Source organism: Allobosea sp. P4_H5, assembly GCF_056400825.1.
This window is the reverse complement of the sequence record NZ_JBFUKM010000014.1, coordinates 17021-42780: the sequence shown is the minus strand read 5'-3', so window position 1 is coordinate 42780 and position 25760 is coordinate 17021. Positions and strand designations below refer to the sequence as shown.

At 67.7% G+C, this 25760-nt stretch carries 28 protein-coding genes; 14 read left to right on the top strand and 14 right to left on the bottom strand.

The window, feature by feature from the left end:
- Positions 1–2 precede the first annotated feature (2 nt).
- The 8 genes from AC1DS0_RS25080 to AC1DS0_RS25045 all read left to right on the top strand — a co-directional run bounded on the left by AC1DS0_RS25080 (position 3) and on the right by AC1DS0_RS25045 (position 5518).
- Entirely contained in the window at positions 3–1127 is a 1125-nt protein-coding gene (locus AC1DS0_RS25080; RefSeq protein WP_476816943.1) for an NAD(P)/FAD-dependent oxidoreductase, read from the top strand.
- A complete protein-coding gene (locus AC1DS0_RS25075; protein ID WP_476816942.1) occupies positions 1102–1413 on the top strand; it encodes a (2Fe-2S)-binding protein in 312 nt (103 codons plus the stop codon). The genes AC1DS0_RS25080 and AC1DS0_RS25075 overlap by 26 nt, the downstream gene beginning before the upstream one ends.
- Positions 1410–2804, top strand: coding sequence for an FAD/NAD(P)-dependent oxidoreductase (locus AC1DS0_RS25070; protein ID WP_476816941.1), 1395 nt, complete (start codon positions 1410–1412; stop codon positions 2802–2804). The genes AC1DS0_RS25075 and AC1DS0_RS25070 overlap by 4 nt, the downstream gene beginning before the upstream one ends.
- Positions 2801–3196, top strand: coding sequence for a carboxymuconolactone decarboxylase family protein (locus tag AC1DS0_RS25065; RefSeq protein WP_476816940.1), 396 nt, complete (start codon positions 2801–2803; stop codon positions 3194–3196). The genes AC1DS0_RS25070 and AC1DS0_RS25065 overlap by 4 nt, the downstream gene beginning before the upstream one ends.
- Positions 3197–3204: 8 nt before the next feature.
- Positions 3205–3906: an RraA family protein gene (locus tag AC1DS0_RS25060; RefSeq protein WP_476816939.1), complete on the top strand. Its 702-nt coding sequence runs from the start codon at positions 3205–3207 to the stop codon at positions 3904–3906.
- A 33-nt stretch (positions 3907–3939) separates the two neighbouring features.
- Entirely contained in the window at positions 3940–4923 is a 984-nt protein-coding gene (locus AC1DS0_RS25055; RefSeq protein ID WP_476816938.1) for a TAXI family TRAP transporter solute-binding subunit, read from the top strand.
- A gap of 119 nt (positions 4924–5042) precedes the next feature.
- Positions 5043–5252 carry a hypothetical protein gene (locus AC1DS0_RS25050; RefSeq protein WP_476816937.1) on the top strand — a complete coding sequence of 70 codons (210 nt, stop codon included), beginning with the start codon at positions 5043–5045 and terminating at the stop codon, positions 5250–5252.
- Between the two features lie 134 nt (positions 5253–5386).
- Positions 5387–5518 carry a hypothetical protein gene (locus AC1DS0_RS25045; protein ID WP_476816936.1) on the top strand — a complete coding sequence of 44 codons (132 nt, stop codon included), beginning with the start codon at positions 5387–5389 and terminating at the stop codon, positions 5516–5518.
- Between the two features lie 219 nt (positions 5519–5737).
- Here the strand turns inward: AC1DS0_RS25045 and AC1DS0_RS25040 are convergent, their stop codons facing one another.
- The gene (locus tag AC1DS0_RS25040) at positions 5738–6145 is read right to left on the bottom strand and encodes a hypothetical protein (RefSeq protein ID WP_476817071.1); all 408 of its coding nucleotides are present in this window, start codon (positions 6143–6145) and stop codon (positions 5738–5740) included.
- Between AC1DS0_RS25040 and AC1DS0_RS25035 the strand changes: the two genes are divergently transcribed.
- From AC1DS0_RS25035 to AC1DS0_RS25025, 3 genes are read left to right on the top strand one after another with little or no spacing between them, the layout of a single operon-like run.
- Positions 6060–7433 (top strand): glutamine synthetase family protein, encoded by a 1374-nt coding sequence (locus AC1DS0_RS25035; protein ID WP_476816935.1) that lies wholly within the window; start codon positions 6060–6062, stop codon positions 7431–7433. The two genes, AC1DS0_RS25040 and AC1DS0_RS25035, sit on opposite strands and share 86 nt — an antisense overlap.
- A gap of 16 nt (positions 7434–7449) precedes the next feature.
- Entirely contained in the window at positions 7450–8841 is a 1392-nt protein-coding gene (locus AC1DS0_RS25030; RefSeq protein ID WP_476817065.1) for an aldehyde dehydrogenase family protein, read from the top strand.
- Between the two features lie 12 nt (positions 8842–8853).
- Complete coding sequence (locus AC1DS0_RS25025; protein WP_476816934.1) at positions 8854–10002, top strand: iron-containing alcohol dehydrogenase; 1149 nt, start codon at positions 8854–8856, stop codon at positions 10000–10002.
- A 50-nt stretch (positions 10003–10052) separates the two neighbouring features.
- Here AC1DS0_RS25025 and AC1DS0_RS25020 read toward each other — a convergent pair whose 3' ends face one another.
- The 6 genes from AC1DS0_RS25020 to AC1DS0_RS24995 all read right to left on the bottom strand — a co-directional run bounded on the left by AC1DS0_RS25020 (position 10053) and on the right by AC1DS0_RS24995 (position 16341).
- A complete protein-coding gene (locus AC1DS0_RS25020; RefSeq protein ID WP_476816933.1) occupies positions 10053–10535 on the bottom strand; it encodes a YHS domain-containing (seleno)protein in 483 nt (160 codons plus the stop codon).
- 17 nt (positions 10536–10552) lie between these two features.
- Positions 10553–11038, bottom strand: coding sequence for a hypothetical protein (locus AC1DS0_RS25015; RefSeq protein WP_476816932.1), 486 nt, complete (start codon positions 11036–11038; stop codon positions 10553–10555).
- Between the two features lie 20 nt (positions 11039–11058).
- Positions 11059–12465 carry a tetratricopeptide repeat protein gene (locus tag AC1DS0_RS25010; protein WP_476816931.1) on the bottom strand — a complete coding sequence of 469 codons (1407 nt, stop codon included), beginning with the start codon at positions 12463–12465 and terminating at the stop codon, positions 11059–11061.
- 70 nt (positions 12466–12535) lie between these two features.
- Positions 12536–13732 carry an OpgC family protein gene (locus AC1DS0_RS25005; RefSeq protein WP_476816930.1) on the bottom strand — a complete coding sequence of 399 codons (1197 nt, stop codon included), beginning with the start codon at positions 13730–13732 and terminating at the stop codon, positions 12536–12538.
- The gene (locus AC1DS0_RS25000) at positions 13732–15378 is read right to left on the bottom strand and encodes a thiamine pyrophosphate-binding protein (protein WP_476816929.1); all 1647 of its coding nucleotides are present in this window, start codon (positions 15376–15378) and stop codon (positions 13732–13734) included. The genes AC1DS0_RS25005 and AC1DS0_RS25000 overlap by 1 nt, the downstream gene beginning before the upstream one ends.
- A 72-nt stretch (positions 15379–15450) precedes the next feature.
- Positions 15451–16341 carry a CE1 family esterase gene (locus AC1DS0_RS24995; protein ID WP_476816928.1) on the bottom strand — a complete coding sequence of 297 codons (891 nt, stop codon included), beginning with the start codon at positions 16339–16341 and terminating at the stop codon, positions 15451–15453.
- Positions 16342–16489: 148 nt separating this feature from the next.
- Between AC1DS0_RS24995 and AC1DS0_RS24990 the strand changes: the two genes are divergently transcribed.
- On the top strand, positions 16490–17065 hold the full coding sequence (locus AC1DS0_RS24990) for a sigma-70 family RNA polymerase sigma factor (protein WP_476816927.1): 576 nt from the start codon (positions 16490–16492) through the stop codon (positions 17063–17065).
- Between the two features lie 68 nt (positions 17066–17133).
- Positions 17134–17775 carry an NrsF family protein gene (locus tag AC1DS0_RS24985; RefSeq protein WP_476816926.1) on the top strand — a complete coding sequence of 214 codons (642 nt, stop codon included), beginning with the start codon at positions 17134–17136 and terminating at the stop codon, positions 17773–17775.
- Positions 17776–17845: 70 nt separating this feature from the next.
- Here AC1DS0_RS24985 and AC1DS0_RS24980 read toward each other — a convergent pair whose 3' ends face one another.
- The 4 genes from AC1DS0_RS24980 to AC1DS0_RS24965 form a co-directional block, all read right to left on the bottom strand.
- Positions 17846–18844 (bottom strand): extracellular solute-binding protein, encoded by a 999-nt coding sequence (locus AC1DS0_RS24980; protein WP_476816925.1) that lies wholly within the window; start codon positions 18842–18844, stop codon positions 17846–17848.
- A gap of 74 nt (positions 18845–18918) precedes the next feature.
- Positions 18919–20559, bottom strand: a complete 1641-nt coding sequence (locus AC1DS0_RS24975) for an ABC transporter permease (RefSeq protein WP_476816924.1) — start codon at positions 20557–20559, stop codon at positions 18919–18921.
- Positions 20556–21614 (bottom strand): ABC transporter ATP-binding protein, encoded by a 1059-nt coding sequence (locus AC1DS0_RS24970; RefSeq protein WP_476816923.1) that lies wholly within the window; start codon positions 21612–21614, stop codon positions 20556–20558. Before AC1DS0_RS24970 ends, AC1DS0_RS24975 begins: the two co-directional genes overlap by 4 nt.
- 66 nt (positions 21615–21680) lie before the next feature.
- Positions 21681–22475 (bottom strand): inositol monophosphatase family protein, encoded by a 795-nt coding sequence (locus tag AC1DS0_RS24965; protein WP_476816922.1) that lies wholly within the window; start codon positions 22473–22475, stop codon positions 21681–21683.
- Between the two features lie 155 nt (positions 22476–22630).
- On the opposite strand from AC1DS0_RS24965, the gene AC1DS0_RS24960 reads away from it, so the two are divergent.
- The gene (locus AC1DS0_RS24960; RefSeq protein ID WP_152016702.1) at positions 22631–23407 is read left to right on the top strand and encodes a DeoR/GlpR family DNA-binding transcription regulator; all 777 of its coding nucleotides are present in this window, start codon (positions 22631–22633) and stop codon (positions 23405–23407) included.
- Positions 23408–23960: 553 nt separating this feature from the next.
- On the opposite strand, the gene AC1DS0_RS24955 is transcribed toward AC1DS0_RS24960, so the two are convergent.
- From AC1DS0_RS24955 to AC1DS0_RS24945, 3 genes are read right to left on the bottom strand one after another with little or no spacing between them, the layout of a single operon-like run.
- On the bottom strand, positions 23961–25064 hold the full coding sequence (locus tag AC1DS0_RS24955) for a site-specific integrase (protein WP_476816921.1): 1104 nt from the start codon (positions 25062–25064) through the stop codon (positions 23961–23963).
- A 45-nt stretch (positions 25065–25109) separates the two neighbouring features.
- The gene (locus AC1DS0_RS24950) at positions 25110–25544 is read right to left on the bottom strand and encodes a helix-turn-helix domain-containing protein (RefSeq protein ID WP_476816920.1); all 435 of its coding nucleotides are present in this window, start codon (positions 25542–25544) and stop codon (positions 25110–25112) included.
- Between the two features lie 3 nt (positions 25545–25547).
- Positions 25548–25748: a hypothetical protein gene (locus tag AC1DS0_RS24945; protein WP_476816919.1), complete on the bottom strand. Its 201-nt coding sequence runs from the start codon at positions 25746–25748 to the stop codon at positions 25548–25550.
- Positions 25749–25760 lie beyond the last annotated feature (12 nt).

The following is a 25760-nucleotide window of genomic DNA, read 5'->3' as shown; positions in this document are numbered from 1 at the left end:
GCATGGCGGCGGGAACCGAGATCGCGATCGTCGGAGGCGGGCTGGTTGGCGCCGCGATCGGGCTCGGGCTCGTGCGCGGCGGGGCAAGCGTGACGCTCTATGACGAGGGTGACATCGCGCATCGCGCCGCCCGCGGCAATCTCGGCAATGTCTGGGTACAGGGCAAAGGGCTGACGAACCCGCCCTATGCCGAGCTTACCCGCCGCGCCGCCCTGGCCTGGCGCGACTTCGCCGCGGCACTGACAGACGAGACCGGGATCGACCTGCGCTTCCGGCAGGACGGTGCCTTCTTCTGCTGCTTCACGCCGGAGGAGCTCGACAAACGCGCGGGCCAGCTCGAAGCGGCCGAGGCGCGTTCGCAGATCCCGAGCGGCTATGCGCGGGCGAGCCTTTCCGACATGCGGGCCGACTTTCCGATGCTCGGCGACGGCGTCGCCGGGGCGACCTTCTGCAAGCTCGACGGCATGGTCGATCCGCTGCGCCTGCTGCGCGCTCTGCTCGCCGCCTTCCAGAAGCGCGGCGGCCGCTATCTGCCGCGGGCCCGCGTCGAGACCATCGCATCAGAGGCAGGTGGCTTCCGTGTCACCTCCGCCGCCAGCGCAGGCCATGCCGACCGCATCGTGCTTGCTGCCGGGCTCAGCAATGCGCGCCTGGCGCCGCAGCTCGGGCTGGAGGCGCCGGTGCGGCCGGTGCGTGGCCAGATCCTGATCACCGAGAAGCTGCGCCCGTTCATGCCGCGCGGCATCAGCTTCATCCGCCAGACCGCCGATGGCGGGCTGATCTGCGGCGAATCCTCGGAGGAAGCCGGCTTCGAGGAGGCGACAACGCGCACCATCCTGCAGGACACGGCGCGGCGCGCCACCACCGTCTTCCCCTTCCTGCGCGATGTCCGGGCCGTGCGCGCCTGGGGGGCGCTGCGCGTGATGAGCCCGGACGGGCAGCCGATCTATCAGCGCTCGGCCAAGCATCCGCAGGCCTTCCTGACCTCGGTCCATAGCGGGGTGACGCTCGCGCCTTTCCATGCCGGCCCCCTCGCCGACGCCATCCACGCCGGCGCCTTGCCCGACGATATCGCCCTGCCCTTTTCCCCGGCCCGCTTCCATGTTCACGCAACTCGAGCAGCCTGACCGCCCTCTGGTCGGCATCGTCCTGTCCGGCCGCGCCGTCAGCGCGCCCGAGGGCGAGATGCTGGCCGCCGTGCTGCTGCGCGAGGGCTTCGGGCCGTTCCGCACCACGCCGGCGGGCGGGCGCGAGCGCGCCGCCTATTGCATGATGGGCGTCTGCTTCGACTGCCTCGTCACCATCGACGGCCGGCCGAACCGCCAGGCCTGCCAGGAGCGCGTCCGCGCCGGCATCTCAGTCGAGCCGCAGCAGGGTGCGGCCCTTCTCCCCACGATCGGGAGCAAGGCATGAGCGGAACCGCCGATCTCGCCATCATCGGCGCGGGGCCGGCCGGCATGGCCGCCGCGATCACCGCGCGCCGGCATGGACTCAGCGTCACGGTTATCGACGAGCAGCCGGCTCCGGGCGGCCAGATCTTCCGGGCCGTCACCGAGCCGGCGCCACTCCCCGCTTCGGTGCTCGGCCCTGACTATCATGCCGGTCGGACGCTGGCAGAGCGCTTCCTCGCCTGCGGTGCCGACTATCGGCCGGGCTCGCTGGTCTGGCAGGAGCAGAAAGGCGCGCTCGACCTGACCGGACCGGATGGACCGCAAAGCCTCCAGGCGAAGCGGATCATCGTCGCGGGCGGGGCCATGGAGCGGCCGTTCCCGGTTCCCGGCTGGACGCTGCCGGGCGTGATGACCGCCGGCGCCGCCCAGATCCTGCTCAAGACCGCGGCCAGCGCGGCGCCGGGCGCCGTCTTCGCCGGCAGCGGGCCGCTGATCTATCTCATCGTCGCGCAATATACCCGCGCTGGTATCCCGGTCGCCGCCTTGCTCGACACGACACCGCGCGGGGCGCGATTGAAGGCGCTGCGGCATCTGCCGGGCGCGCTGATGGCGCCGTCCTATCTGCGCAAGGGGCTTGGCCTGCTGACGGAGATCAGACGGGCTGGCATCAAGGTCGTCAGCCATGTCGAGGCGCTGCGGATCGAGGGCGAGAGGGCCGTCCGCAGCGTGCGCTGGCAAGTCGGCGCCGAGCATGGCGAGATCGCGACAGGGACGGTCTTCCTGCATCAGGGTGTCATCCCCAACGTCAATCTCGCCATGGCGCTCAGCTGTCGTCATGTCTTCGACGAGAGTCAGCGCTGCTGGCGGCCTGAGCGCGATCGCTGGGGCCGGTCGAGCCGCGACGACATCCTGATCGCCGGCGATGCTGGCGGCATCCTCGGCGCATCCTGCGCCGAGCTCACCGGCGAGATCGCAGCGCTGGCCGCTTGCGCCGATCTCGGCCGCCTGTCGCAGGAAGCCGCGGAGCACGCCGCCGCCCCCGCCTTCGCCAGATTGCGCCGAGAAAGCGCTGCCCGCCCCTTCCTCGAAGCGCTCTACCGGCCGGCGCCGCAATTCCTGGCGCCCCGCGACGACGACACGCTCGTCTGCCGCTGCGAAGAGGTGACGCGCGGGGCGATTGCCGCCGCTGTCGCCGAGCAATGCCAGGGGCCGAACCAGCTGAAAGCCTTCACACGCGCTGGTATGGGGCCCTGCCAGGGACGGATGTGCGGCCACAGCCTCACCGAGACGATGGCGGCCCTGACCGGACGGTCGCCGGCCGAGATCGGCTATCTGCGCATCCGCATGCCGGTGAAACCGGTGACGCTCGGCGACATTGCCGGGCCGATCGAACAAGGGAGGAATGCAGCATGAGCAGCAGGCCGAAGCCGGTTTCCTACGAGGAGGCGTCGCCCGAAGCGCGCGCCGTGATCGACGACATCAAGCGCAGCCGTAACTTTCCTGATGTCAACGACTTCTGGAAATACCTCGCCCGCGATCCCAAGACGCTGAAGCGGACCTGGGAGAGCATCAAGGAGGTGATGGCGCCGGGCGCGCTTGATCCGCTGACCAAGGAGCTGGTCTATCTCGCGGTCAGCGTCACCAACAACTGCACCTATTGCATCGCCAGCCACACCGCCGCCGCCCGCAAGGCCGGGATGAGCGAGGAGATGTTCGCTGAGCTCGTCGCCGTGATCGGCATGGCCAACGAGACCAACCGGCTGGTCACGGCCTATCGCGTCCCGGTCGATCCGGCCTTCGACTGAGCGCTGCCATGGCGAACGACATCCAGGCCCGCCTCGCCGCGATCGGGACGCCGACCCTGTCGAGCCAGTTGATCAAGCACGGCTTGCGCCAGAGCTATCTTGCCGGCCCACGTCGCCTCGTCGGCGAGAGTGCGCTCTGCGGCCCCGCCTTCACCCTGCGCTTCGTACCGGCGCGCGACGACAAGGCTGTGCCGGCGAGCTATGGCTGGCCCGGCGCATTGCCGGCCGCGATTGATGCGGCACCGCCCGGCAGCATCGTCGTCATCGATGCGCGCGGCCATCCTGCTGCAGGCACGGTCGGCGACATCTTTGCCGATCGCCTCCGGCTCAAGAGCGTCAAGGCGATCGTCAGTGACGGCGTCGTGCGCGACCTGCCGGGCCTGCGCCAGGTCGGCCTGCCGATCTGGGCGAGCGGCACGGCCTCGCCGCCCTCGATCGGCGGGCTCAGCTTCGCCGGCTGGAGCGAGCCGATCGGCTGCGGCGACGCCGCGATCTGGCCGGGAGACCTGATCGTCGCCGACGAGGACGGCGTCCTCGTCATTCCGCCCGAACTCGCCGAGGTGATCGCCACCGGCGGCGAGAAGCAGAACCGGTTCGAACTCTGGGTGCAGAAGCGCGTCGCCGCCGGCGCGCAGCTCGTCGGGCTTTACCCCGCCGACGAGACAACGCTCGCCGAGTTCGAAGCAGAAGACGCCGCCCGAACCGCCTGAACCACAACCCTCACCATGATCGGAGCCTCACGGATGTCACGCTTCCTCCCGCGCCTTTCGCTGCTGGCGCTCCTTGGCGCCGCCCTCGCCGCCCCGTTGCCGGCCGCGGCCCAGAGCAAGAACCTCGAATGGACCTCCGGCTCGCCCGGCGGCGCCTGGTTCACCCAGACCACCGGCGTCTCGACCCTGGTCATGGAGGCGACGCCGGGGGTGAACATCCGGATCGTCCCGGGCGGCGGCAAGGACAATCCGAGCCGTATCCAGGCCGGGCTCAGCCAGATCGGCATGGGCATCGACTTCCTTAGCGCCGCGGCGCTGAAGGGCGAGGAGCCCTATAAGCAGAAGCACGACAAGCTGCGCACGCTCGGCTCGACCGGCGTCGACGTGTATTTCATGGTCTATGTGCCGGTGGAGGAGAAACGCTCGCTCGCCGAGATCCTCGCCGACCCCAAGCTCACCATCGGCGTGACCTCGGCCGCGACCTCCGAGCACCTGACATTGCAGCGCGCGCTCGAGCACTACGGCAGTTCCTTCGCCAAGATCCGCGCCGGCGGCGGCAAGGTGGTGATCTCGGCCTATGGCGAATTGATCCAGGGCTTCAACGACAACCAGTTCAGCGTGCTCTGGACGGCGGGCGAGATCCCCTCGGGCCTGGCGAGCCAGATCGTCGACGGCCGCCGCAAGGTGAAGTTCGCCGCCTTCCCGGCGGAGCTGCAGAACGCCCTGACCGAGAAGTTCGGCTACTCCAAGGGCACCATCCCGGCCGGCACCTTCCCCGAGCTGCAGAGCGCGGATGTCTCCGTCTCGTCGATGGGCAACATCTACCTGGTCTCCTCCGAGCTTCCGGACGACTTCGTCTACGCGATGACCAAGGCGATCATCGCGAACAAGCCGCGCCTGGCGAACATCTACCAGGCGATGAGCCGCTACGACCCCGCCACCGCCTGGAAGACGCAGCCGGTGCCACTGCACCCGGGCGCCGAGAAGGCCTTCCGCGAGGCTGGTTTCCTGAAATAGGGACTTGCCGCCTGCACTTTTACGCCGCCAAAATCGGGCTCGCGCATCCCTGCGCGGGCCCGATCAAATTATCGCCCCATGCACCTGCTCGACTTGACCGCTCGAAAGGAGAGACAACCATGCGCATCGCACTCGCGGCAATCGCCATCGCTCTCGCCGGCTGCAGCGGGGGCGACAGCTCGCGCGGCGTCGCCAGGAATCTGACCATCGGCACCGAGCAATGCTCGAAATTCAAATGGGGCACGCCGGAGATGGCCGCCTGTCTCGACCGCGCCGCGGAACAACAATCGGCGACCGTCGCCAGTCCGAAGGATGCCGGCAGCAGCTGATCTCGCGGCGGTTTTGATTTTGTTCCATGCACAGCGGTTATCCCGCACTCGCTCAGAAAACTTGTGCAGTGCAGCAATAGTTCATATCTAATCCGTGCCGAAGCAACCTCCCCACGTTTCGAAAGGAGCGATCCATGCTGGAACGGCACGATTGTGATTGTGTGCTCGAGACCGAGCACGACCACGAGGAGAACCAGGAAGCGCAACAGCAGGACGTCAGCGAAACGTTCTCTCCGCGCGACCACCAGGCAGGCTTCTGGAGCTAGCCAGACAAGGCAAGGCGGAGGGCGCGGCGCCCTCCGCCGGCCAGGTTCTTCCTACCAAACCTTCAGTTGCACGACGCCGCCACCTGAATGGCGGCTGAGGCGGCTCCGCGTTATTCGCCCCCCTACTCCCCGTCCATCACCTGCTGGCCATGCGAAACGCTGGGCCGCGCGCTTGGGCGCAGATGGCCAAGTTTGCGCGTCGGTCAGAACATTTCACGCTCACACCGAAGTGCCATTCCGGCGCTCTTTTTCGCTCCCGCCGGACTGACGAGAGGTGGGTTGGAAACGGCTCCCCGGGGGAGCGGGTCGCGGCGTTGCATCCATCCGGCATCGTGCCTTCCCCTGCTCGGTCCCAAGCACAAGCCCGGCCGTCCAGGCCGCGGTGAGGTCGGCGACGACACCGTCGATCCGATAGCCGGCAACAAATCTGTTCTCGATCGCTGCGAACACCCTGCAGAACAGTTGCAAGACCTGGCCGAACTGGGCTTCTCTTGGTCGTTCGACGATTGCGCTTCCGCTGCTCCAGCCTTCAGGGATGCCGATGCCCGCTGCGTTTTCCTTCGAGGCCCTGAAGGCTGCAGTTGCAGCCGGGGAGATCGATACCGTGATCGTCGCGATGGTCGACATGGCTGGGCAATTGATCGGCAAGCGTTTCCACGCCGAGCATTTCGTTGCGAGCGCGCATGACGAGACCCATGCCTGCAATTATCTGCTGGCCAGCGACATCGACATGGAACCGGTCCCCGGCTACGCCGCCGCCAACTGGTCGAAGGGCTATGGCGATTTCGTCCTGAAGCCGGACATAGCGACGCTGCGGCGCATCGCCTGGCTGCCCGGCACGGCGCTGGTCATCGCCGACGTGCTCGACCATCACAGCCATGAGGACGTGCCGCATTCACCGCGCGGGACGCTGAAGAAGCAGCTCGCTCGCCTGAATGCCATGGGCATCAAGGCCTATTTCGCCACCGAGCTCGAATTCTACCTGTTCGACGAGAGCTATGAGGCGATCCACGCCAAGGGCTATCGCGATCCGAAAACCGCCGGCTACTACATCGAGGATTACCACATCTTCCAGACCACCAAGGAAGAGCCGGTGATGCGGGCGATCCGCAACGGGCTGCATGAGAGCGGCATACCCGTCGAGAATTCCAAGGGCGAATGGGGTCCGGGCCAGGCCGAGATCAATGTCCGCTACGCCGACGCTCTCGACATGGCCGACCGCCATGTCGTGATCAAGAACGGCATCAAGGAGATCGCCCACGCCCAGGGCAAGGCCGTCACCTTCATGTCGAAATGGCGCTACGATCTCGCCGGCTCCTCCAGCCATGTCCACGCCTCGCTCTGGGATGCGAAGGGGGTGAAGCCACTCTTCGCCGACCCGAACGGCGAGCGCGGCATGTCGGAGCTGATGCGCCAATACGTGGCCGGACAGCTCGCCCATGCACGCGAGATCACCTATTTCCTCGCGCCTTACATCAATTCCTACAAGCGCTTCCAGCAGGTCGGCACCTTCGCGCCCACACGCGCCGTCTGGAGCGACGACAACCGCACCGCCGGCTTCAGGCTCTGCGGCGCCGGCACAAAGGGCATCCGCATCGAGTGCCGGATCGGCGGCTCCGATCTGAATCCGTACCTTGCCTTTGCGGCGCTGATCGCGGCCGGCCTCTCCGGCATCGAGCAGAAGCTCGAACTGGAGCCGGCCTTCGTCGGCGACGCCTATGGCGGGGCAGAGCTACGCCAGATCCCCAACACGCTGCGCGAGGCGACCCAGACGCTCGACGGCTCGGCGATGCTGCGGGCCGCTTTGGGCGATGCGGTGGTCGACCATTACGTCCACACCGCCCGCTGGGAGCAGCTCGAATACGACCGCCGCATCACCGACTGGGAACTGAAGCGCGGCTTCGAACGCTACTGAGACAGGCTGATTGACGATGACTGACGTGCTGCGCTGCGTGTCGCCCGTGGACGGGCGCATCTATGCCGAGAGATCCGTCGCCAGCGATGCTGCGATCGCCGCGGCGCTGAGCGCCGCCCGCGCGGCTCAGCGCGACTGGCGCAGAGTCCCGATCGCCCGCCGGGCCGAACTCTGCTCCGCCTTCGTCGATGCGATGCTGGCGATGAAGGACGAGATCGTCCCTGAGCTCGCCTGGCAGATGGGCCGGCCGATTCGCTACGGCGCCGGCGAATTGCGCGGCTTCGAGGAGCGCGCGCGCCATATGATCGGAATCGCCGAGGGCGCGCTCGCGCCCTTGCGGCCGGAGCCCAAGGACAAATTCGAGCGCTGGATCGCGCGCGAGCCGCTCGGCCTGGTCATGGTCGTCGCGCCCTGGAACTACCCCTACCTGACCGCGGTCAACACGGTCGTGCCGGCGCTGATGGCGGGCAATGCCGTCATCCTGAAGCATGCGGCCCAGACCCTTCTGGTCGGCGAGCGCTTCCAGAAGGCGGCCGACGCTGCCGGGCTGCCGGCCGGGCTGTTCCAGAACCTCGTGCTCAGCCATGCCCAGACCGGCGGGATCATCGCCGGCCGCGGCGTCGACCAGGTCAACTTCACCGGCTCGGTCACTGGGGGCAAGGCGATGGAGGCGGCGGCAAGCGGCACCTTCATCGGCCTCGGGCTCGAGCTCGGCGGCAAGGACCCGGCCTATGTCCGGGCCGATGCCGATCTTGCGCAGGCGGTCGAGAACCTCGTCGACGGCGCCTTTTTCAACTCCGGCCAGTCCTGCTGCGGCATCGAGCGCATCTATGTCCACCGCGACCTCTATTCGAAGTTCGTCGACGGCTTCATCGCGCTGACGAAGACCTATCTGCTTGGCGATCCGCTCGACGAGGCGACGACCCTGGGGCCGATGGTGAAGGCGGAAGCTGCGGCCTTCGCTCGCGGCCAGGTCGCGGAGGCCGTGCGGGCGGGGGCAAAAGCGCTCATCGACCCCGGCCTGTTTGCCCGCGATCGCTCGGGCACGCCCTATATGGCGCCGCAGGTCGTAGTCGACGTGAACCACCAGATGGGCCTGATGCGCGAGGAGAGCTTCGCGCCGACCGTCGGCATCATGGCGGTCGCTGATGATGACGAGGCGGTCGCGCTGATGAACGACAGCCCCTATGGGCTGACCGCCTCGCTCTGGACCGGCGATCCGGAGGCCGCCGCGCGCCTCGGCGCCGACATAGAGACCGGCACGGTCTTCATGAACCGCTGCGACTATCTCGATCCGGCTCTGGCCTGGACCGGCGTCAAGGACACCGGCCGCGGCGCAACGCTGTCGCGCATCGGCTACGAGACGCTGACCCGGCCGAAATCCTTCCATCTCCGTACTGCGTTCTGAAAGAGGCGACCCGTGACGCTGAAGGCCAACTGGAACTACCCGACCGCGGTCCGCTTCGGACCAGGGAGGATCAGCGAACTGGCGCAGGCCTGCCGCGCCGCCAGCATCGAACGCCCGCTGCTCGTCACCGATTCCGGCCTGTCCGGCCTGCCGATGGTCAAGGACGCCATGGCGCAGCTCGGCGCCGACGGGCTCAAGGTCACGCTGTTCGACCGCGTCCAGGCCAATCCGGTCGCGGGCAATGTCGAGGACGGCCTGAAGGTCCTGCGGGACAGCGGCAGCGACGGCGTCATCGCCTTCGGCGGCGGCTCGGCGCTCGATTGCGGCAAGGTCGTCGCCTTCATGGCCGGGCAGAGCCGGCCGATGTGGGATTTCGAGGATATCGGCGACTGGTGGACCCGCGCCGACCCCAGCGGCATCGCCCCGATCATCGCCGTCCCGACCACGGCCGGCACCGGCTCCGAGGTCGGCCGCGCCGGCGTGATCACCGACGAGACAACCCAGACCAAGAAGGTGATCTTCCACCCGAAGATGATGCCGCAGATCGTGATCTGCGATCCCGAGCTCACCGTCGGCCTGCCGGCGAAGGTGACGGTCGGCGCCGGCATGGATGCGCTGGCCCATTGCCTCGAAGCCTATTGCGCGCCCGGCTTCCACCCGCTGGCCGACGGAATCGCGGTCGAGGGGATCCGGCTCTGCAAGGTCTTCCTGCCGCGCGCGGTCGCTGACAGCGCCGACATCGAGGCACGGGCCCAGATGATGGCCGCCGCCGCCATGGGCGCGACCGCCTTCCAGAAGGGCCTCGGCGCCATCCACGCGCTGTCGCATCCGATCGGTTCGGTGCACCACACCCATCACGGCATGACCAATGCCGTGTTCATGCCCTATGTCCTCACCTTCAACCGTCCGGCGATCGAGGAGAAAATCGCGCGGCTCGCCGCCTATCTCGGGCTGGAGCCGAGCTTCGAGGCCTTCTACGACTGGATCGTGACCTTACGCCGCGATCTTGGCGTGCCCGAGACGCTCAAAGCCTTCGGCGTGACAGGGATCGACTATGGCAGGCTGGCGAAGATGGCGATCGTCGACCCGACCGCCGGCGGCAATCCCGTGCCGTTGACCGAGGCCGCTGCCGAGGCACTGTTCCGAGAGGCGACCGGCTGATTCAGGGAGGTGGGTGCGCATAGGCTCGACCAGGCGCACCCACCGCATCCTCAACGAATGTCCTTTGGCGTGAGCCTCGGCCAGTTGCCGTCGGCCCGGGCGATATAGGTCTTCGTCCGGCGCGCCCAGGTCTCGCGTACGCCGAGGTCGTAGTTGAGATAGAGCCTGCCATCGACGATCGACCAGGCCTCCGGCTCGATCTTGACGAGATAGCCGCGCGACGTGCCGTAGGCGCAGAAGCCGCCATAGGCCGGCAGATATCGTTCCGGGTTCGTCTCGAACAGCGCCTTGTGCTCGGCGCTGGCGAAGCGCCAGACGACGCCGCTATGCCGAACCGAGAACTCCGGCTTGCCGAGCCGCGGGCCGCCATCGCGGAAATAGGCGACGGGATCATAGCCGCGGATCGCGACGCCGTCCGAGGAGCCGAGCGTGTTGACCGGCTGGGGTGTATCCGCTTGCGCCCCGGCCCTGGCGCCGCCCGCTGCGACGAGCGCTGCGGCCGTAAGATGGATGAATGCGCGTCTATCGAGCATGGCGTCGCCTCCTTCGCTCAGGTCCGGCGCGCTTCGAGTGCTTCGAAGACATAGGCCGCGAGGTAGCCGTAGATCGCGTGCCCGAGGAGGCTCATGGCAGATAGGCGCGGCACGTCGTTCAGGAGGAAGTGCTGCCCGGCCAGAGGCGCGAAGAAGGCTAGCGCGATGAAATAGGTGATCACGCCCCAGATCCAGCCATCGGCCGGCATGCCGAAGCTCTTCACCCAGCGGGTCAGCAGCCAGTAGCCGAGCGGATAGAACAGGAAGCCGGTGACGAAATGCACCAGCTTGGCGGTCGGCGTCGACAGGGTCAGGCCGAGCTGGTGCGAAAACAGCGACTTCACCAGCTCCGGCGGCTCCAGCGGGTACTCGGCGAACCAGGCGGTGGGCACGGCCGAGAACAACTCCCAGAAGCCGAGGCCGGCGAAGCCACCAATGGCAAGGTTGAGCACTGTGCGGGCGGACGGCAAGGCGAGTCCTTGGGTCATGGTCGCGGTGGTCATGGCGTATCCTTTCCGTCGGATCAGTGGGCGATGGCGAGCGGGGTGGAGGCGACGGCGAGCGCGGCGACGAGACCGCTCGCCGTCTTTCCGAGCCGCCCGAGCTTTTCGAGCCGGCGGCTGGCGAAGCGGTTGTGACCCTTGCGCCGCGCCAGGCGCTCGAGCAGGACGACTGCGGCGCGATCGTGCTCGCCGGACCGGATCAGGCTCTCGGCATAGGCCTGCTCGAACAGGTCGCGCTGAGCATGGCTGCCTCCGACGGTGAGCAGGCCGTCGCGGGCGGCGCCGAGCAGGCGGGCTGCCTCGCCATAATGGCGCTCGTGGAAGGCGATCAGCCCGAAGGCGGCCAGTGCCCCATTTCGGGCTGCGTCACGCCGCTCGCCACTGGGATGGGCCTTCGCATCCGCGATCAAGCCATGGGCGATCGCATCGGCCCCCGCGGCATGTCCGGCCCCGAGCAGCGACAGGGCATAATGCAGGTCGGCGAAGACGAGGCAGCCATCATGGATGCGGCCTTCTGCCCTGGCGGCGAGTTCCTCCCAGCGCTGGCCGACATCGACACCGGCGAATTCGAGCCTTGCCAGCAGCGAGGCGCCATTGGCGATGTCGCGGTAATCGTCGGTCGACTCGGTCCGGATCTCCTCGTCATAGAGCCGCAGCACCTCGCCGGTCTCGCCACGCTCCAGCCGGAACAGAGCGAGATGCCAGAAAATGTGGAAGCGCAGATTGTTGGCGTGGGCGATGTCGCGGCCATCGCCGAGCCAAACGATGCCTTCGTCGACGCGGCCGGTCATCTCCAGCACATGAGCGACAGCATGACGGCCCCAGGCGTCGCGCGGGCTCAAGGCGACGGCGCGCCGCCCTACTCGCTCGGCCTCGACATAGAAGCCACGCTCCTCGAGCGCGAAGGCATGGCAGCCATGGACATAGCCGGCGAGCGGATGGCTCTCGCCGAAGCCGGGCGCGACGCGGCGCAAGGTCGACAGCATCTCGACCTGGTCGCCGAGCATGAAGCGGATGCCGTGCGAGAGCTTGAGCGCCAGCACATCGAAGGGATGGGCCAGGAGAATCGCCTCAAGCCGCTCCGCCGCCCGGCGCGGAGCGGCGTCGAGCCAGAGCGCCAGCGCCTCGGCGACCATCGTCTCGCGCCGCGTGACCGGCCGCAGGCGCGCTGCCGCGCGAGCCCTGGCGAGGCAATCGCGGGCCGGACCGAGCAATTCGCTGCGCGCCAGCGAGAGCAGCATCATTCCCTTGGCGGCATGCGCCAGGGCGAAATCCGGATCGGCGGCGAGCGTGCGGGCAAGATGGTCGGGCGTGGCGGCGGCATGGGCGAGCAGCGCTTCGAGCGTATCGTTCCAGGCGAGCCGCGCGGCATCGTTCGTAGCGGTGATGCGGTCGCCGGAGAGGTCGTGATGCAAGGCGTAGGACATGGGCTGCTCCATTGCCGCGCCGCGAGGGGGCGCTCTTCAGGGAGTTCGCAGCAGGTCGATCAAGCGGCGTTCAACTCGCTTCACGGACCCGTGTTGTCGGCGGGGCGGCCGCGGCCGGCTCGTGCTGCCGCTCCGCCGCAGGGTTGGGCCGCGGACCAGACCAGGGCGCGCTCTTGAACCAGCCGACCACGACAGCGACGGCGAGGATCAGCGCGAAACCAACGAGGTTGAGCAGCGCCACCACCGGCTCGCTGCGCCCGGCCATGTCGGCAACGGTGCCCAGCAGCCGCGCCAACACGACGCTGGCAAGGAAGGCCGCGAGCGATTGCCGTCCGATCAGGATGAGGAGACGGCCAGCGCCACGGTCGAGCCGGTCGCGCCAGGGCTCGATCAGGCTCAGAACGAGATAGGCGAGCGCCAGGAAGTGCAGCACCCGCAGGATATGCAGGTCGGTCTTCTCGCTGGCGGGGATGATCAGGTCGCGGATCGCCTGCGCCAGCGGCCAATGCTCCAGGATGCCCCAGAAGGACAGCGGCACCGATAGCAGGATGAAGAGCGCGGCCGCGAGCATCAGGCGCCGGTCGCCGAGCCGGGGCAGCGGCAGCCAGTTCATCCTGATGAAGAAGCCGATGAAGAAGATCAGCTGCCAGGCGAAGGGGTTGAGGAACCAGCCAGCATCGTTCCAGGGGTTGCCGGGCAGGTTGAGCCCCCACCCCCAGACCGCCCCATAGAGCCCGACCGCGATCAGGAAGGGCAGCGCAACGTGCAGGCGCCGACCCAGCATCATCACCGGCACCAGCGCCAGGATGACGAGATACATCGGCAGGATGTCGAGATAGTCCGGCTGCCAGGTGAGCGTGGCGAGGCCGAGCAGCGCGCGTTCCGGATCAGCCAGCAGCGGCGAAAATTGCTGGGCGAGAACGGAGAGGCCGAAACTCCGGTCCAGCAGAGCGGCGAGCGCGATCAGCGCCAGAACGAGGCCGATCTGCGCCCAGTAGACCTGCCAGATCCGGTAGCCGATGCGCGCCGTCCCCAGCCAGAGGCCGCGCCGGGTGAAGATGCCGCCGAAGGCGAGCGCGCTGGCGAGGCCGGAGCAGAAGACGAAGAGCTCGGCGCCCGAGGAGAAGCCGAAGCGTGCGGGAATCCAGGCGTTCCAGCTGTTCGCCGGCAGATGAGCGACGAAGATGAACAGCATGGTCAGGCCGCGAAAGAGATCGAGCCGCTCGTCGCGCGGCCGCTTCGCCGGTGTGGCGGGGAGCGCCGCCATCAGAAGGCTCCCTCATAGCTGCCGGCCTCGATGCGGCAGGCCAGCAGCGTGAAGCCGTCGCGCCGGAAGGCGGCTTGCGCTTCGCGCGCCAGTGTCGCGCGGTCCTCGATCGTCACGCCGTGCCCGCCCATCGCCCGGGCGACGGCGGCGAAATCGGTCTCGCCGATGTCGACGCCGGCTCTGGTCAGGCCGAGCTGGCGCTGCTTCAGCGCGATCAGCCCGAGCGCCCGATCGACGAGCACGACGACGATCACCGGCAGGCCCAGATCACGCAAAGTCGCCAGCTCGCCCAGCACCATCTCGAGCCCGGCATCGCCGACGAAGCAGAGGGTCGGGCGGCCGGAGCCGAGCGCGGCGCCAGTCGCCAGCGGCAGGGCGCAGCCCATGGTGCACAGCCCGCTCGACTGCAGCAGGGTACACGCACCATCGCAGTCCCAGATCTGGCTGAGCAGGATGCGATGCGCGCCGGAATCGGCGGTTGCAACCGTGCCGGCCGGAGCGATCTCGCGCAGCGTCGCGAAGACGGCATGCGGCCCCCATTCGGCAGGAACGGCGAAGGCGGCACTGAAGTCCCCGCGGATCCTGGCGGGCTCGCCTTCCGGCCAGGCGGCTTTTGCCGGGAGCCCGTCCGCGAGCCGAATCAGGATTTCGCCGACATCGCCTTCGAGCAGCAGGCTCGACGTGTGCATGCCGTGCTGGACCGGCTCGGCGACGATGTCGATGACCGGCTTGCCGGCGGGCCAGGGATTGCGCCAGCCCTGGCGCATCTCGATCGGGTCGTAGCCGGCAAGCACGATCAGGTCAGCGGCCTCGATCAGCGGCCGGACGATCGCGTCGGCCCTGGGCGAGAGGCCGACGGCGCCGATCACACGCGCATCGTCCTCCGGCACCAGGCCCTTGGCCTTGTAGGTGGTGAGCAGCGGTGCGCCGGTCGCGGCGAGGAAGCGATCGAGCGCCGCCGCACCGCTCGCGTTGACGAAATCCAGCCCGGCGATGACCAGAGGCCTTTGCGCTGCGGCGATCAGCGCTTGTGCCGGCCGCAGATCGGCGGGGATAGCGGGCGCGGCGGACGTCATCACAAGCGCTACACGGGGGATCGCGCGGGCCTCGGCGACGGAGATCGGCAGGTCGATATGGACCGGCCCCGGCCGGCCGCGTCGGGCGATGGCCACGGCCTTGGCGACGACGAGATCTTCGGTTCCGGGCGCGGCCCGGAAGCTCGCCTTGACCAGGGGGCGCAGCACGGCCTGATGGTCGAAGACCTGATGCGTATAGCTCTCGGCCAGCGCCTGGTCGACGCAGCCGGTCACAAAGATCAGCGGCACCCGATCCTGCTGCGCATTGGCGACGACGTTGACCGCATTGGCGACGCCGGGGCCGAGTGTCGCGACCAGCACGGGCAGCGCGCCGGTCGCATGCCAGAGCCCTTCGGCCATGAAGCCGGCGGCATTCTCATGCCGCGCGAGCTCGAAACGGATACCGGTGCGCCCGAGCGCATCGACCAGCGCCAGCACCTCGCCACCCGGGATGCCGAAGGCATGGGTGGCGCCGGCAGCGGCCAGCTGAGCCGCCAGGAGATCGGCGCCCGTGACGGGCTGATCGAGGCCGGGGCCAGCCGGCTCCGCCGCTATCCGTTCATGGCGCATTCTCTCTCTCCGCTTTGCCGCCGCGGCGGCCATGCGAGAGAGATCGTGCGGAAGGCCAGTCTGGTTACAGGATCACGGAGACGTGAGCCGGCCCTGCGCTGCGGAGACAGGTTCGCCTGCCGGCATCGCCAGCCGCCAGGCGCGCTCGACCCAGGCCGGAACGGCCCTATGGCCGCCGGCATGCAGGCAAAGCTCCAGCCTGCCATCTCCGCCGCAACCGGTCGCGGTGCGGCAGGTGAGCTCTTCGGTCTCGGAAGTGGTGCGGGCGGTTTGCGCCCAGGCGGCTGTGCAGCCGCCCGGCGCGATGATCGCGAAGCTCCTGAAGACATCGCCCTGCCGCGCTCCGGAGCGCAACGCGCGGCCGGCGAGCGGCACCGTCGCATCGCTCGTGCCGTGGACGTGGATCAGCGGCGGGCGCGGAGCGTCGCAGCGTTCCGGCAAGGGCTCCCAGAAGGCACCGGCGATCGGCGCGAACGCGGCCAAGCGCGTCGGCATCCGGCAGGCGAGATACCAGACCATCGAGCCGCCCTGCGAGAACCCACTCGCCAGGATACGGCGGGAATCGATCGGAAAGCGCGCCACGACATCGTCCAGCACCTGTCCGACGAAGGCGAACTCGTCGCGGCGCTGCGCGGGCGAGCCCGGATAAGACCAGCTGCGCCCGGCTCCGTCGGGCGCGATCAGCGCGACGCCGAGGCGCCGGGCGACGGCGAGCAGGCCAGGATCGGCAATGACCTCCGCAGCCGAGCCTTGATAGCCATGGAAATACATGATCGCCCCGACCGGCCGTTCCCTGGCTGCATGCGGCGGCAGGACGATGCGATAGCTGCCGCTCGCCACGATGCAGCCAGTGCCCACCGGACAGGCATCGCCAGATTGCGGCGGGCCGGGCTCCTGAGCGCCGCCCGAGGCGACCGTGACGAAGCCGGCCAACGCGCCTGCGAGCCATCGCCTTCTGGCCATCTGCGTTCCCCGGAGAGCAAGGGCTGGTACCCCCTCGCGCGAGCGTAACGGACGAGCGCAAGTGCTTCACCGGGTCCTCGCAGGCTTGTGAGCCCGCCCCTGCCATGCGACGGACACGCACAGTGTCCTCGTGCGAGAAGCGCAAGACGTGTCGCTGCAAGAGCTCGAAACCCAGCTCCGGCCGATCTTCCTCGCGGCCCTTGCCGGCGATGCCGCGGCCTATCGTCTGTTTCTCGACACGATCAGCCTGCGGCTGCGTGGCTATCTCAGGCAGATGCTGGCTCGTGCCGGCCGCAGCGAGGCGAGCGAGGCGGAGGATGTGCTGCAGGAGACCCTGCTGGCGCTGCATCTGTCGCGCCACACCTACGATGCCACGAGCCCGGTGACGGCCTGGGCGCACGCGATCGCACGCTACAAGCTCGTCGATCATCTGCGTCGCTCCGGCCGCCATGTCGCCAACCTGCCGCTCGACGACGAGGCCTACCAGCTCGCCGGGCAGGCCGATGGTGCGGCGTCGGAGGCGAAGCTCGATCTGGAGCGCGCCATGGCGGCACTGCCGGGGCGCACGCGCGCCCTGATCGACAAGGTCAAGCTCCAGGGGGCAAGCGTGGCCGAAGCCGCCCGCGCCGCAGGCATGACCGAGACGGCGGCCAAGGTCGCGATCCATCGCGGATTGCAGGCCATGGCCAAGTTCCTCTCCCGGCGCGGGGAGCGGCCGGGATGAGCGACACTGCGGTGCGTAACCTTTCGACGATCCCGAGCGAATTCCCTGCCGAACGGACCTAGCCAACCATGCAGACCGATGAGCTGATCGCCATGATGACCGCGGGCCACCGCCCGGTGGACACCGGTTGGCTGCGCCGGGCCACCTGGCTCTGCGCGCTGGCGGCGCTGGCGCTCACCGTCCTGCTCGTCCTGATCGTCCTGGGGCCGCGCCCGGATCTCGCCGGCGCCTGGTCGACGTCTCCCGTGATTGCCAAGGCGCTGCTCGGCGCCAGCGTCGCCGGCATCGCGCTCGTGCTGTTCCAGCGCAGCCTGCGGCCGGGGCTGAAGCCGGGCCCAAAGCTGCCGCTGGTTGTTCTCCCGGTCGCGTTGGTCGCGGCCTGGGCGCTGGCCACGCTCGCCCAGGCGCCCGCTGAGCAGTGGAGCGCGCTGATCTTCGGCCGCTATTGGCGCGCCTGCCTCATTGCGGTGCCGCTCTACGCGCTGGGCCCGCTCGTCGTCCTCTACGGGCTCGCACGCCGCGGTGCGCCTGTCGACGGGCGGCTGACGGGAGCCTGCGCCGGCCTCGCTTCCGCCGGACTTGCAACCCTCGCCTACAGCCTGCATTGCCCGGACGACACGGCGCCGTTCCTGGCGACCTGGTACACGATCGCGATCGCGGCGGTCACCGGGACCGGTGCGCTGACCTTCCCGCGGCTCCTGCGCTGGTAGACGAGGCGCCCAGCCGCAAGCAGAAGGCGACTTCGGGCCGATGGGCGGCCGGACCGTTCCGGAAGGCGAGCTACTTCGCGGCGGTAGCGTAGGACTGCCAGCGCTTGAGGAATTCGTCGCGCTTGGCGGCCGCCTCGTCCTCGTCGATGGCGAAGACCTTGACGCTTTCCATAGCGGGCAGCTCGACATGCTTGGAGACGTCGATGTCACTGCGGCTCGGCCGGCGGAAGGCGTTCTCCAGCAGCGCGATCTGGGCTTCCTTCGACAGCATCAGGTCATAGGCGGCCCTGGCTGCAGCGCCCGCCGGCGCGCTCTTGACCAGCACCTGGAACTCCGGCGTCGAGAAGGTACCTTCAGCTGGGTAGAGCAGCGAGATCTCGCGCTGGCCGCCGGCGACATAGGCATAGGCGTTCGACTCGAAGGTGAGGCCGATGGCATATTCGCCCTGGCCAACGGCGCGCAGCACGGTCGAGGCGGCGCTTGAGACGGTCAGGTTGGCGGCGAGCGCCTTGAGCCCGTCCGACCCCATCAGCTTGTCAACGCCCCAGAGGATGGTGAAGGCGGTCGAGCTGTTGGTGGGGTCGGCGATGATGATCTTGCCCTTGAAGGCCGGATCGACCAGGTCCTTCCAGGTCTTGGGCGCCGGCTTGCCGCCGAGCTGGTTCTTGTTGACCATCGCAACGACGAGATGGACGTTCGAGGCGGTCCAGAGGTTCTCGGGATGGCGCAGCGCGGCCGGAATGGCGGCTGCGGCCGGCGAGGCATAGGCTTCGAACAGCTGCTTGAAGGCCCCCAGCGTGTTGGCGCTGGAGCTCCAGAAGATGTCGGCCTGCGGCTTGGCGGACTCGGCTTCGATGCGGCGCAGGAGCTGGCCCGAGCCGCCGGTGATCGTGCTGATCTTGAGGTTCGGCTGCTTGTCCTTGGCGACGCCGAGCACGGCATCGACCGACTGGGCGTTGTTGGAGGTGTAGAGCACGACGGTGCCCGACGCGCTCTGGGCGAAAGCGGGAGCCACCGCCATGCCGGCAAGGCCTGCGAGCACGGCGCGGCGATCGATGAGATGGGTCATGGTCGTTCCTTTCCTTTCGCCTTCCTTGGGAGATCCGGGCGACGAGGCGATGCCGGCCCGGCTTGGCTGTCCGTTCAGGCCTTCGACGAGAACAGGTCGATCTTGAAGACGCGGGTCGCGACGATGATCGGGATCAGGATCACCGCGACCAGCACCAGGCCGTAAGCCGAAGCCGATGCCATCAGGTTGGAGTCGATCAGCTTGTAGATCTGGATCGGCATGGTCTCTCGCCCGCCGGAATAGACGATGATCGAGGCCGAGAGCTCGGCGACCGTGGTCGTCCAGGTCAGGACCGCCGCGGCGGCGACGGCCGGCAGCATCAGCGGCAGCACGACCTTGAAGAAGGTCGCCACCGGCGGCACGCCGAGGCTGATCGAGGCTTCCTCGATCGAATTGGGGATGTTGTAGAGCGTCGAGGACGAGTTACGGATGCCGAAGGGCAGCCGGCGCACGACATAGGCGAGCACGATGATGCTGGCGGTGCCGGTCAGTGGCAGGAAGCCGGTGTTGAAGGACATGATCAGGCCGATGCCGATGATCGTGCCGGACAAGGCCAGCGGCAGCGCCGTCAGATAGTCGAGCGCCGGCGTCAGGATGTTGCGCTTCTTGACGATCAGATAGCTGACGATGGCGCTGAAGGTGATGCCGATCGCGGTCGCCGCGGCCGAATAGAGCAGCGTGTTGATCACGGGATCGGGCGCGATCCTGACGAGCCGCTCGACATGGGCCGTGGTCCACTCGCCCCAGCGCATCACCGGGCCGCGCGAGACTGTGAAGGCGCCGACGACGATCGAGCCGAGCGGCAGCAGCGAGACGATGACCAGCACCGCGGCGGACAGGCCGATGGCGAGGCCGGGCAGGCCGCGCAGCCTCTCGGCGCGGGCGCCGCGTCCTTGCGTGACCTCATGGCGGCCGCGCGCCACGATCCAGCGCTGGACGAAGAGCACGATCATGACCAGCGCGATCGAGACGGTGGCCAGCGTCGACTGCATCACCGGATCGGAGCCACCCTCGGCGACGGCGGCCTGGTAGGTCAGCACCGAGAGCAGCGGCACGCGGCTGCCGAGAATGGTGGCGGTGGCGAAGTTGCCGACGACCAGGGTGAAGACCAGCAGCGCGCTCGCCAGCACCGAGGGCAACACCACCGGCAGCATCACCTTCAGACGCGACTGAGCCGGCGAGGTGCCGAGGCTCTGCGCGGCTTCCTCGAGCTGGACGTCGAAGCCGCGGATGGCGGCGAGCGTGCCGATATAGGTGTAGGTGTAGTAGGTGAAGGTCATCACCGTGATCAGGCCGGGCCAGCCGTAGAAGCTCGGCATGTCGATGCCGTGGCCGCCGAGCCAGCGGGTGATGAAGCCGTTGTTGCCGAGCATCATCAGCCAGGTCTGGGCGGCGATGACCTCGGGAATGACGAGCGTGATCAGCGGCAGCACCGCGACGATGCCCTTGCCCGGGAAATCGAAGCGCGCCGTGAAATAGGCGAGCGGCACGCCGATCAGCGTCGTGGTGAGGGTCACCGCGATGCCGAGCACGACGGTGTTGACGATGGCGGCGAAGTACTTGGGATCGCCGGCCAGCGTCACCCAGCCGTTGCGGCCGCCGCTGCCGATGGAGCCGGTCAGCACGTTCAGCAGCGGATAGAGCAGGAAGACGGCCAGGATCGCCAGCGCCAGCGCGGAGAACCAGAACCAGATCGAGCGGAACTGCGTGCTCATGACGCGAGCACCAGCGTGCGGGCGGGATCGAGGCCGAGGCCGACAGCGGCGCCGGGCTCGAAACGGTCATGCGCACCACTCTGCAGGTCGACAGCCAGCACGCGGCCGCTGTCGAGCGCGACCTTGTAGCTGGTCTTGCCGCCGAGATATTGCCGGTGCGCGACCCTGCCGGGCAGCGTGCCCGCCGTCCCGGGTTCGGCCAGCAGGATGTCTTCCGGACGGGCGACCAGCATGGCGCGGCCGGCTGCAACCGCTGCCGGGGCACGCGCCGCGATGGTGACGCCGTCGAGCGCGAGCGGACTGGTCTCGCCGGCCTGGCGCGCCGCCGTCTCGATCTCGACGAGATTGGCGCCGCCGACGAAATCCGCGACATAGCCGGTGCGCGGCTCGCGGTAGATCTGGGCGGGGGTGCCGACCTGCTCGAGCCGGCCCTGCTTCATCACGCCGATCCGGTCGGACATGGCGAGCGCCTCTTCCCGGTCATGGGTGACGAAGACCGTGGTGATCTTGGCCTCGCGCTGGAGCTCGACGATGGTCTCGCGCACCTGGAGGCGCAGCTTGGCGTCGAGATTGGAGAGCGGCTCGTCCATCAGCAGCACTTTCGGCTGGATGACGAGGGCGCGGGCCAGCGCGACGCGCTGGCGCTGGCCGCCGGAGAGCGCGGCGGGATGGCGGGCGCCGAGATGGCCGAGACCAACGCGCTCCAGCGCCGCCTCGACCTTGGGCTTGATCGCGCTTTCCGACTGTTTGCGGGCACGCAGGCCGTAGGCGACGTTGTCGAACACGGTCTTGTCGGGAAACAACGCATAATCCTGGAAGACCATGCCGATATCGCGCCGGTGCGGCGGCAAATGCGTCACTTCCGTGCCGCCGAAGCGCATGTGCCCCCGCTCGGCCGGCACGAAGCCGGCGATGGTGCGCAGCAGCGTGGTCTTGCCGCAGCCGGAAGGACCGAGCAGCGTGAAGAAACTGCCCGGCTCGATCGTCAGCTCGAGCCCGTCGATCACCCGTTGGCCACCATAGGAGACGGCCAGATTCTCGATCGCGATTCCCATCTCGTCATCCCCTCTCAACTGAAAGCTCCGGCGGATCGGCGCCGTCTCGGAGCGGATATGATCGGCTCAGCGCCCCATGGCGCTCTCGACGAGGCGCAGCATCTCGCGATGGCGGGCCGGATCGCCGGCAGCCATGATCCGCTTGCCCGTCCTGTGGTCGATCGGCTGGCCTTCCCAATCGGTGACGACGCCGCCGGCGCCCTCGATGATCGGGCGGAAGGGCGCGAAGTCCCAGAGCTTCAGGCGCGTGTCGAAGGCCGCGTCGGTGCGCCCGCTCGCCAGCAGGCCGAAGCTCATGCAGGCTCCGCCCCAGATCCGCCAGGCCGTGGCCGCGCGCATGGCGTCCAGGGCCGCGAGCTCCTCCGCCTCGAAGAAATCGGGATTGCTGGCGGACAGGATGGCATTGCGGAGCGCTCCGCAGTTGCGCGTGCGGCAAGGGCGGCCGTTATGCGTGGTCGAGCTGCCCTTGACGCCGATCCAACGGTCGCCGGTGATCGGATGGTCGATGATGCCGAGGATCGGCTCGCCTTCCCGCATCAGCGCGATCAGCGTGCCGTAGACCGGCAGGCCGGCGATGAAGGCGGCGGTGCCGTCGATCGGATCAAGTACCCAGACCAGATCGGCATCGAGATCGGTGGGAGCCTCCTCCTCGCCGATGATGCCGTGGCTGGGAAAACGATCGGCGAGCATCTCGCGCATGCGCCGCTCGATGCGGGCGTCGAGCGCCGTGACGAAGCTCCTGTCGGATTTGACCTCGACATCCGGGCGAACAGAAGCCGTCTCACGCAGGATCGCCCCGCTTTCCGTCGCGAGCCGCAGCGCAAACGCCAACCACTCCGCCTGATTGTCTTCGGCACGCATCCGCCATCCCCCGAATTTTCTGGAGACGGCTTAGCATTTGTGGATATATGTGGCAATGTGGATTTTTGACCGATTTGTTACTCTCGGTATTGCGCCGCTCTTGCCAGCGGTCTTGCCAGAGATGAAATGAACCGGTTCGCAGGAGACGGCAGCGCATGTGGCAGGGCGAGAGAAAGCAGCGGATCCGCGCGCTTCTCGACACGTTCGGCGGCGTCTCGGTCGAGAGGCTCGCCCACGAGTTCGGCGTTTCCAACGAGTCGATCCGCCGCGATCTGGTGGCGATGGAGCAGGACGGCAGCCTGCGGCGTGTCCATGGCGGAGCGGTCAGCATGCCTGCGGAGCAGGACGCGTCCTATGGCGCCCGCTCCACCGTCCGCCTGAAGGAAAAGCGCGCGATCGCCCTGGCGGCGATGACCTTGATCAAGAGTGGCCAGACCCTGTTCCTGGACGGGGGCACGACGACGGCGGCGCTGGCCGAGGAGCTGAAGAGCGTTCCCGAGCTGAATATCCTGACGAATTCCCTGCAGGTTGCGACGACCATGGCATCGACGCAGCAGAGGACCGGCAGCCGCGTCTTTCTTCTCGGCGGAACGATCGTCCATGAACCGCCGGAGACCGGCGGCGCATCGACGATCAACGACATCTACCGCTACAAGGCCGACCTGGCGCTGCTGTCGCCCTTCGGGGTCGACATGAAAGGCGCGGCGACCAATTTCTTCGAGCACACCGCCGAGATCGCCCGGGCCATGGTCATCAACTCGGCCGGCGTCGTCCTGATCGCCGATCACTCGAAGATCGGTGTGACCAGCCGCTTCCGCTTCTGCGAGCTCGATCGGATTTCCGCCATCGTCACGGACAAGAAGGCGAAGACCTTGCCGGCGTTGGCTGCACTTTCGAGCGTGGTCGGACGCGTTATCGTCGCCGACGCCTAGAGCAATTCCAGCAAGAGTGCATCGCGGTCCTGCCCGAGGATTTGGCGCCTCTGACAGCGATGCCGAGCCATCTGCCGGTCTCGAATCTGTCAGCTTTGCTCAGAGGACCAACGGGAAAGCGAGCGTTCTTTGCGGCTCTCCGCAGCCACAAGGAAGAGCAGCGGCTGCCGAACACGAAAAAACCGGCCGTCTTGGCCGGTTTGCAGACGTCAGCGAATTCTGGCTGGGAAATGGTGCGCAAGAGGGAGCCAAATAATCTTACCAACCAACGGACTTCAATGAATTATTTTTCGTTTGATTTTACCAAAGGCCAACGATAAGGCCAACATTCTGCGCGGCTGTTGACAGCCATCGGCAGGAAAATAGGCAACGCGCCGCCTTTTCCGATCGCGACGCTACGTCGCATCCAGATAGGGCGAGCGGAACCATCGCAGCGTTGCACGGCAAAAATGAAGTCCGGATAGATCCGATGTCGCTTCCAGCCTTGGATCAAATATTGCGGGTGCCGACCAAGCCGGACTGAAGGGGTGGCTATCAGCGCGAGCGTCGGCTTTTAGGACACGCGACGCCGCAAAATTTCCGCCGCCGCCGTCATGATCTGATCTTCCGACATTCCGCCGGGATTACGAGCCCCACCGGGGCGCAGCCCGGCGAAGATTTCGGCTTGGCGACGCCTCGGCACTTCGCCGTAATAGGTGAAGGTGGTGTCGAGTTTCTCGTGCCCCAGGTTCTGGCTCCAGGCCTTATGCTGCTCCAGCGTCGCGCAGACCTCATGCTGATAGGCCGCCAGCGTCTTCCGCAGTGAATGTGGGTTGCAGTAGGGTAAGCCGGCCGCCGCGAACGCTTGGCGGAAGATGCGACGGATCGGCTCGGCCGATGCCCAGCCCTGGCGGCTCAGGCCAGCGGGTCGGAAGCCGCCATCGGCCCCGATACCCAACTCCGTCGCCGGAAATAGCGGATCGTCCGGCCCGAAAAGAAGCACCGTCCGCAGATGGGCGTGCCAGCCGGCAATGATCGATTCAAGATCGCCGCCGACCGGGAAAAACCATGTCGTGTAGGTCTTGCTGAACTTGGTCCGCACGCCGTCGCGCGGCTCGTGCGCGATCGTCCGCGCCACCAGGTCCACATGCTTCAGGCGGAAGCTGGCGATGGCGTTGTCACGCGCTCCGCTCACGAGCGCGAAGGCGATCAGCGCACGGTCGCGCTGCTGGATGTCGGTCTCTGCCGGCATTTCGTCCACGACACGCAGGACCACGGCGACGCTCGGCGCAGCCCGCTCGCGCTTGGCCGTGGCGATGCGGGCGTCCTTCGTCGAGGGATTGAAATACTCGACATCGCCATAACTCAGGCGGCGATAACCCTGCCGTCCGACAAGCCAGTAAAAGAACGCCTTCACGGCCATCAGCCGGGCATGGATCGTCGCCGTCGCCAGCGGCGCTTTGGTTTCGGGATGGCGCAGTTCGGAGAACTGGCGTTTGAACCCGCGCGCCTGCTCGATATGGAACAGTGCGAAGTCCTTGTGCCCGGTCGAGGTTTCGAAGGCGGCGATGGCGGCCATCGCCTGATCCTGCGTCGCCCGCGACCGGCCCTGCGCTTCGGACAGATAGATCAGGTAATCGCGCTTGATGCGCTCGTTTTTCGGGTTGCGCTTTCGCATCGGTGTTCCTTTCGCCGGGAATGCGACATTCGGACAGGGCACGCTTCACTCACCTATGCGCGCGGGAGCCTGCCTGATCGCCACGTCCAGAACGGCGCGAAGCTCGTCCAATCTCGTCAGGGATACCCGTTTGTGCATCGGCCCCAGGCACACACAGCACAGGGCATGGAGGTTGCCGGTGGATCCCGAACCAACATGGAGGTCCGCCACTCCGCCGGCCGGCTCGCGAGGCTTTCGGCAAGGGAAACAGTAGCATTCGGGCAGGCGGCATTTCTGCTTCACCGCCCTCCGCGCGGCATGGAACGCAATCACGTCGGCGCCATGCACCAGATGCGGCTTTTTCTCCGCCATGACCGGAAGCCCGGCCTTGATCCAGCGTTCCACCGTGCCCCGACACTTGTGCAGCGCGCGCGCCACTTCCGGGATCGAATAGGATTGGTATTTGCTGATGCCGCGTAGCGTAGCGCCGCGACGGGACATCGATCAGCGCCCTTGCTGCGGCATGATGGCGGCAGCCAGGTTGTCGATATAGCGCTGCACCTCGCTGGCGCGGATGAAGGTGCGGCGGCCGTTGCGGATGACGGCTAGCCGGCCTGCGGTCACCTCGGCATAACCCTTGGTGCGGCGCATGCCGACCATGGCGAAGGCATCGGTGACGGGGATCAGGCGATCGATGTCGGGCATTGGTGTTTCTCC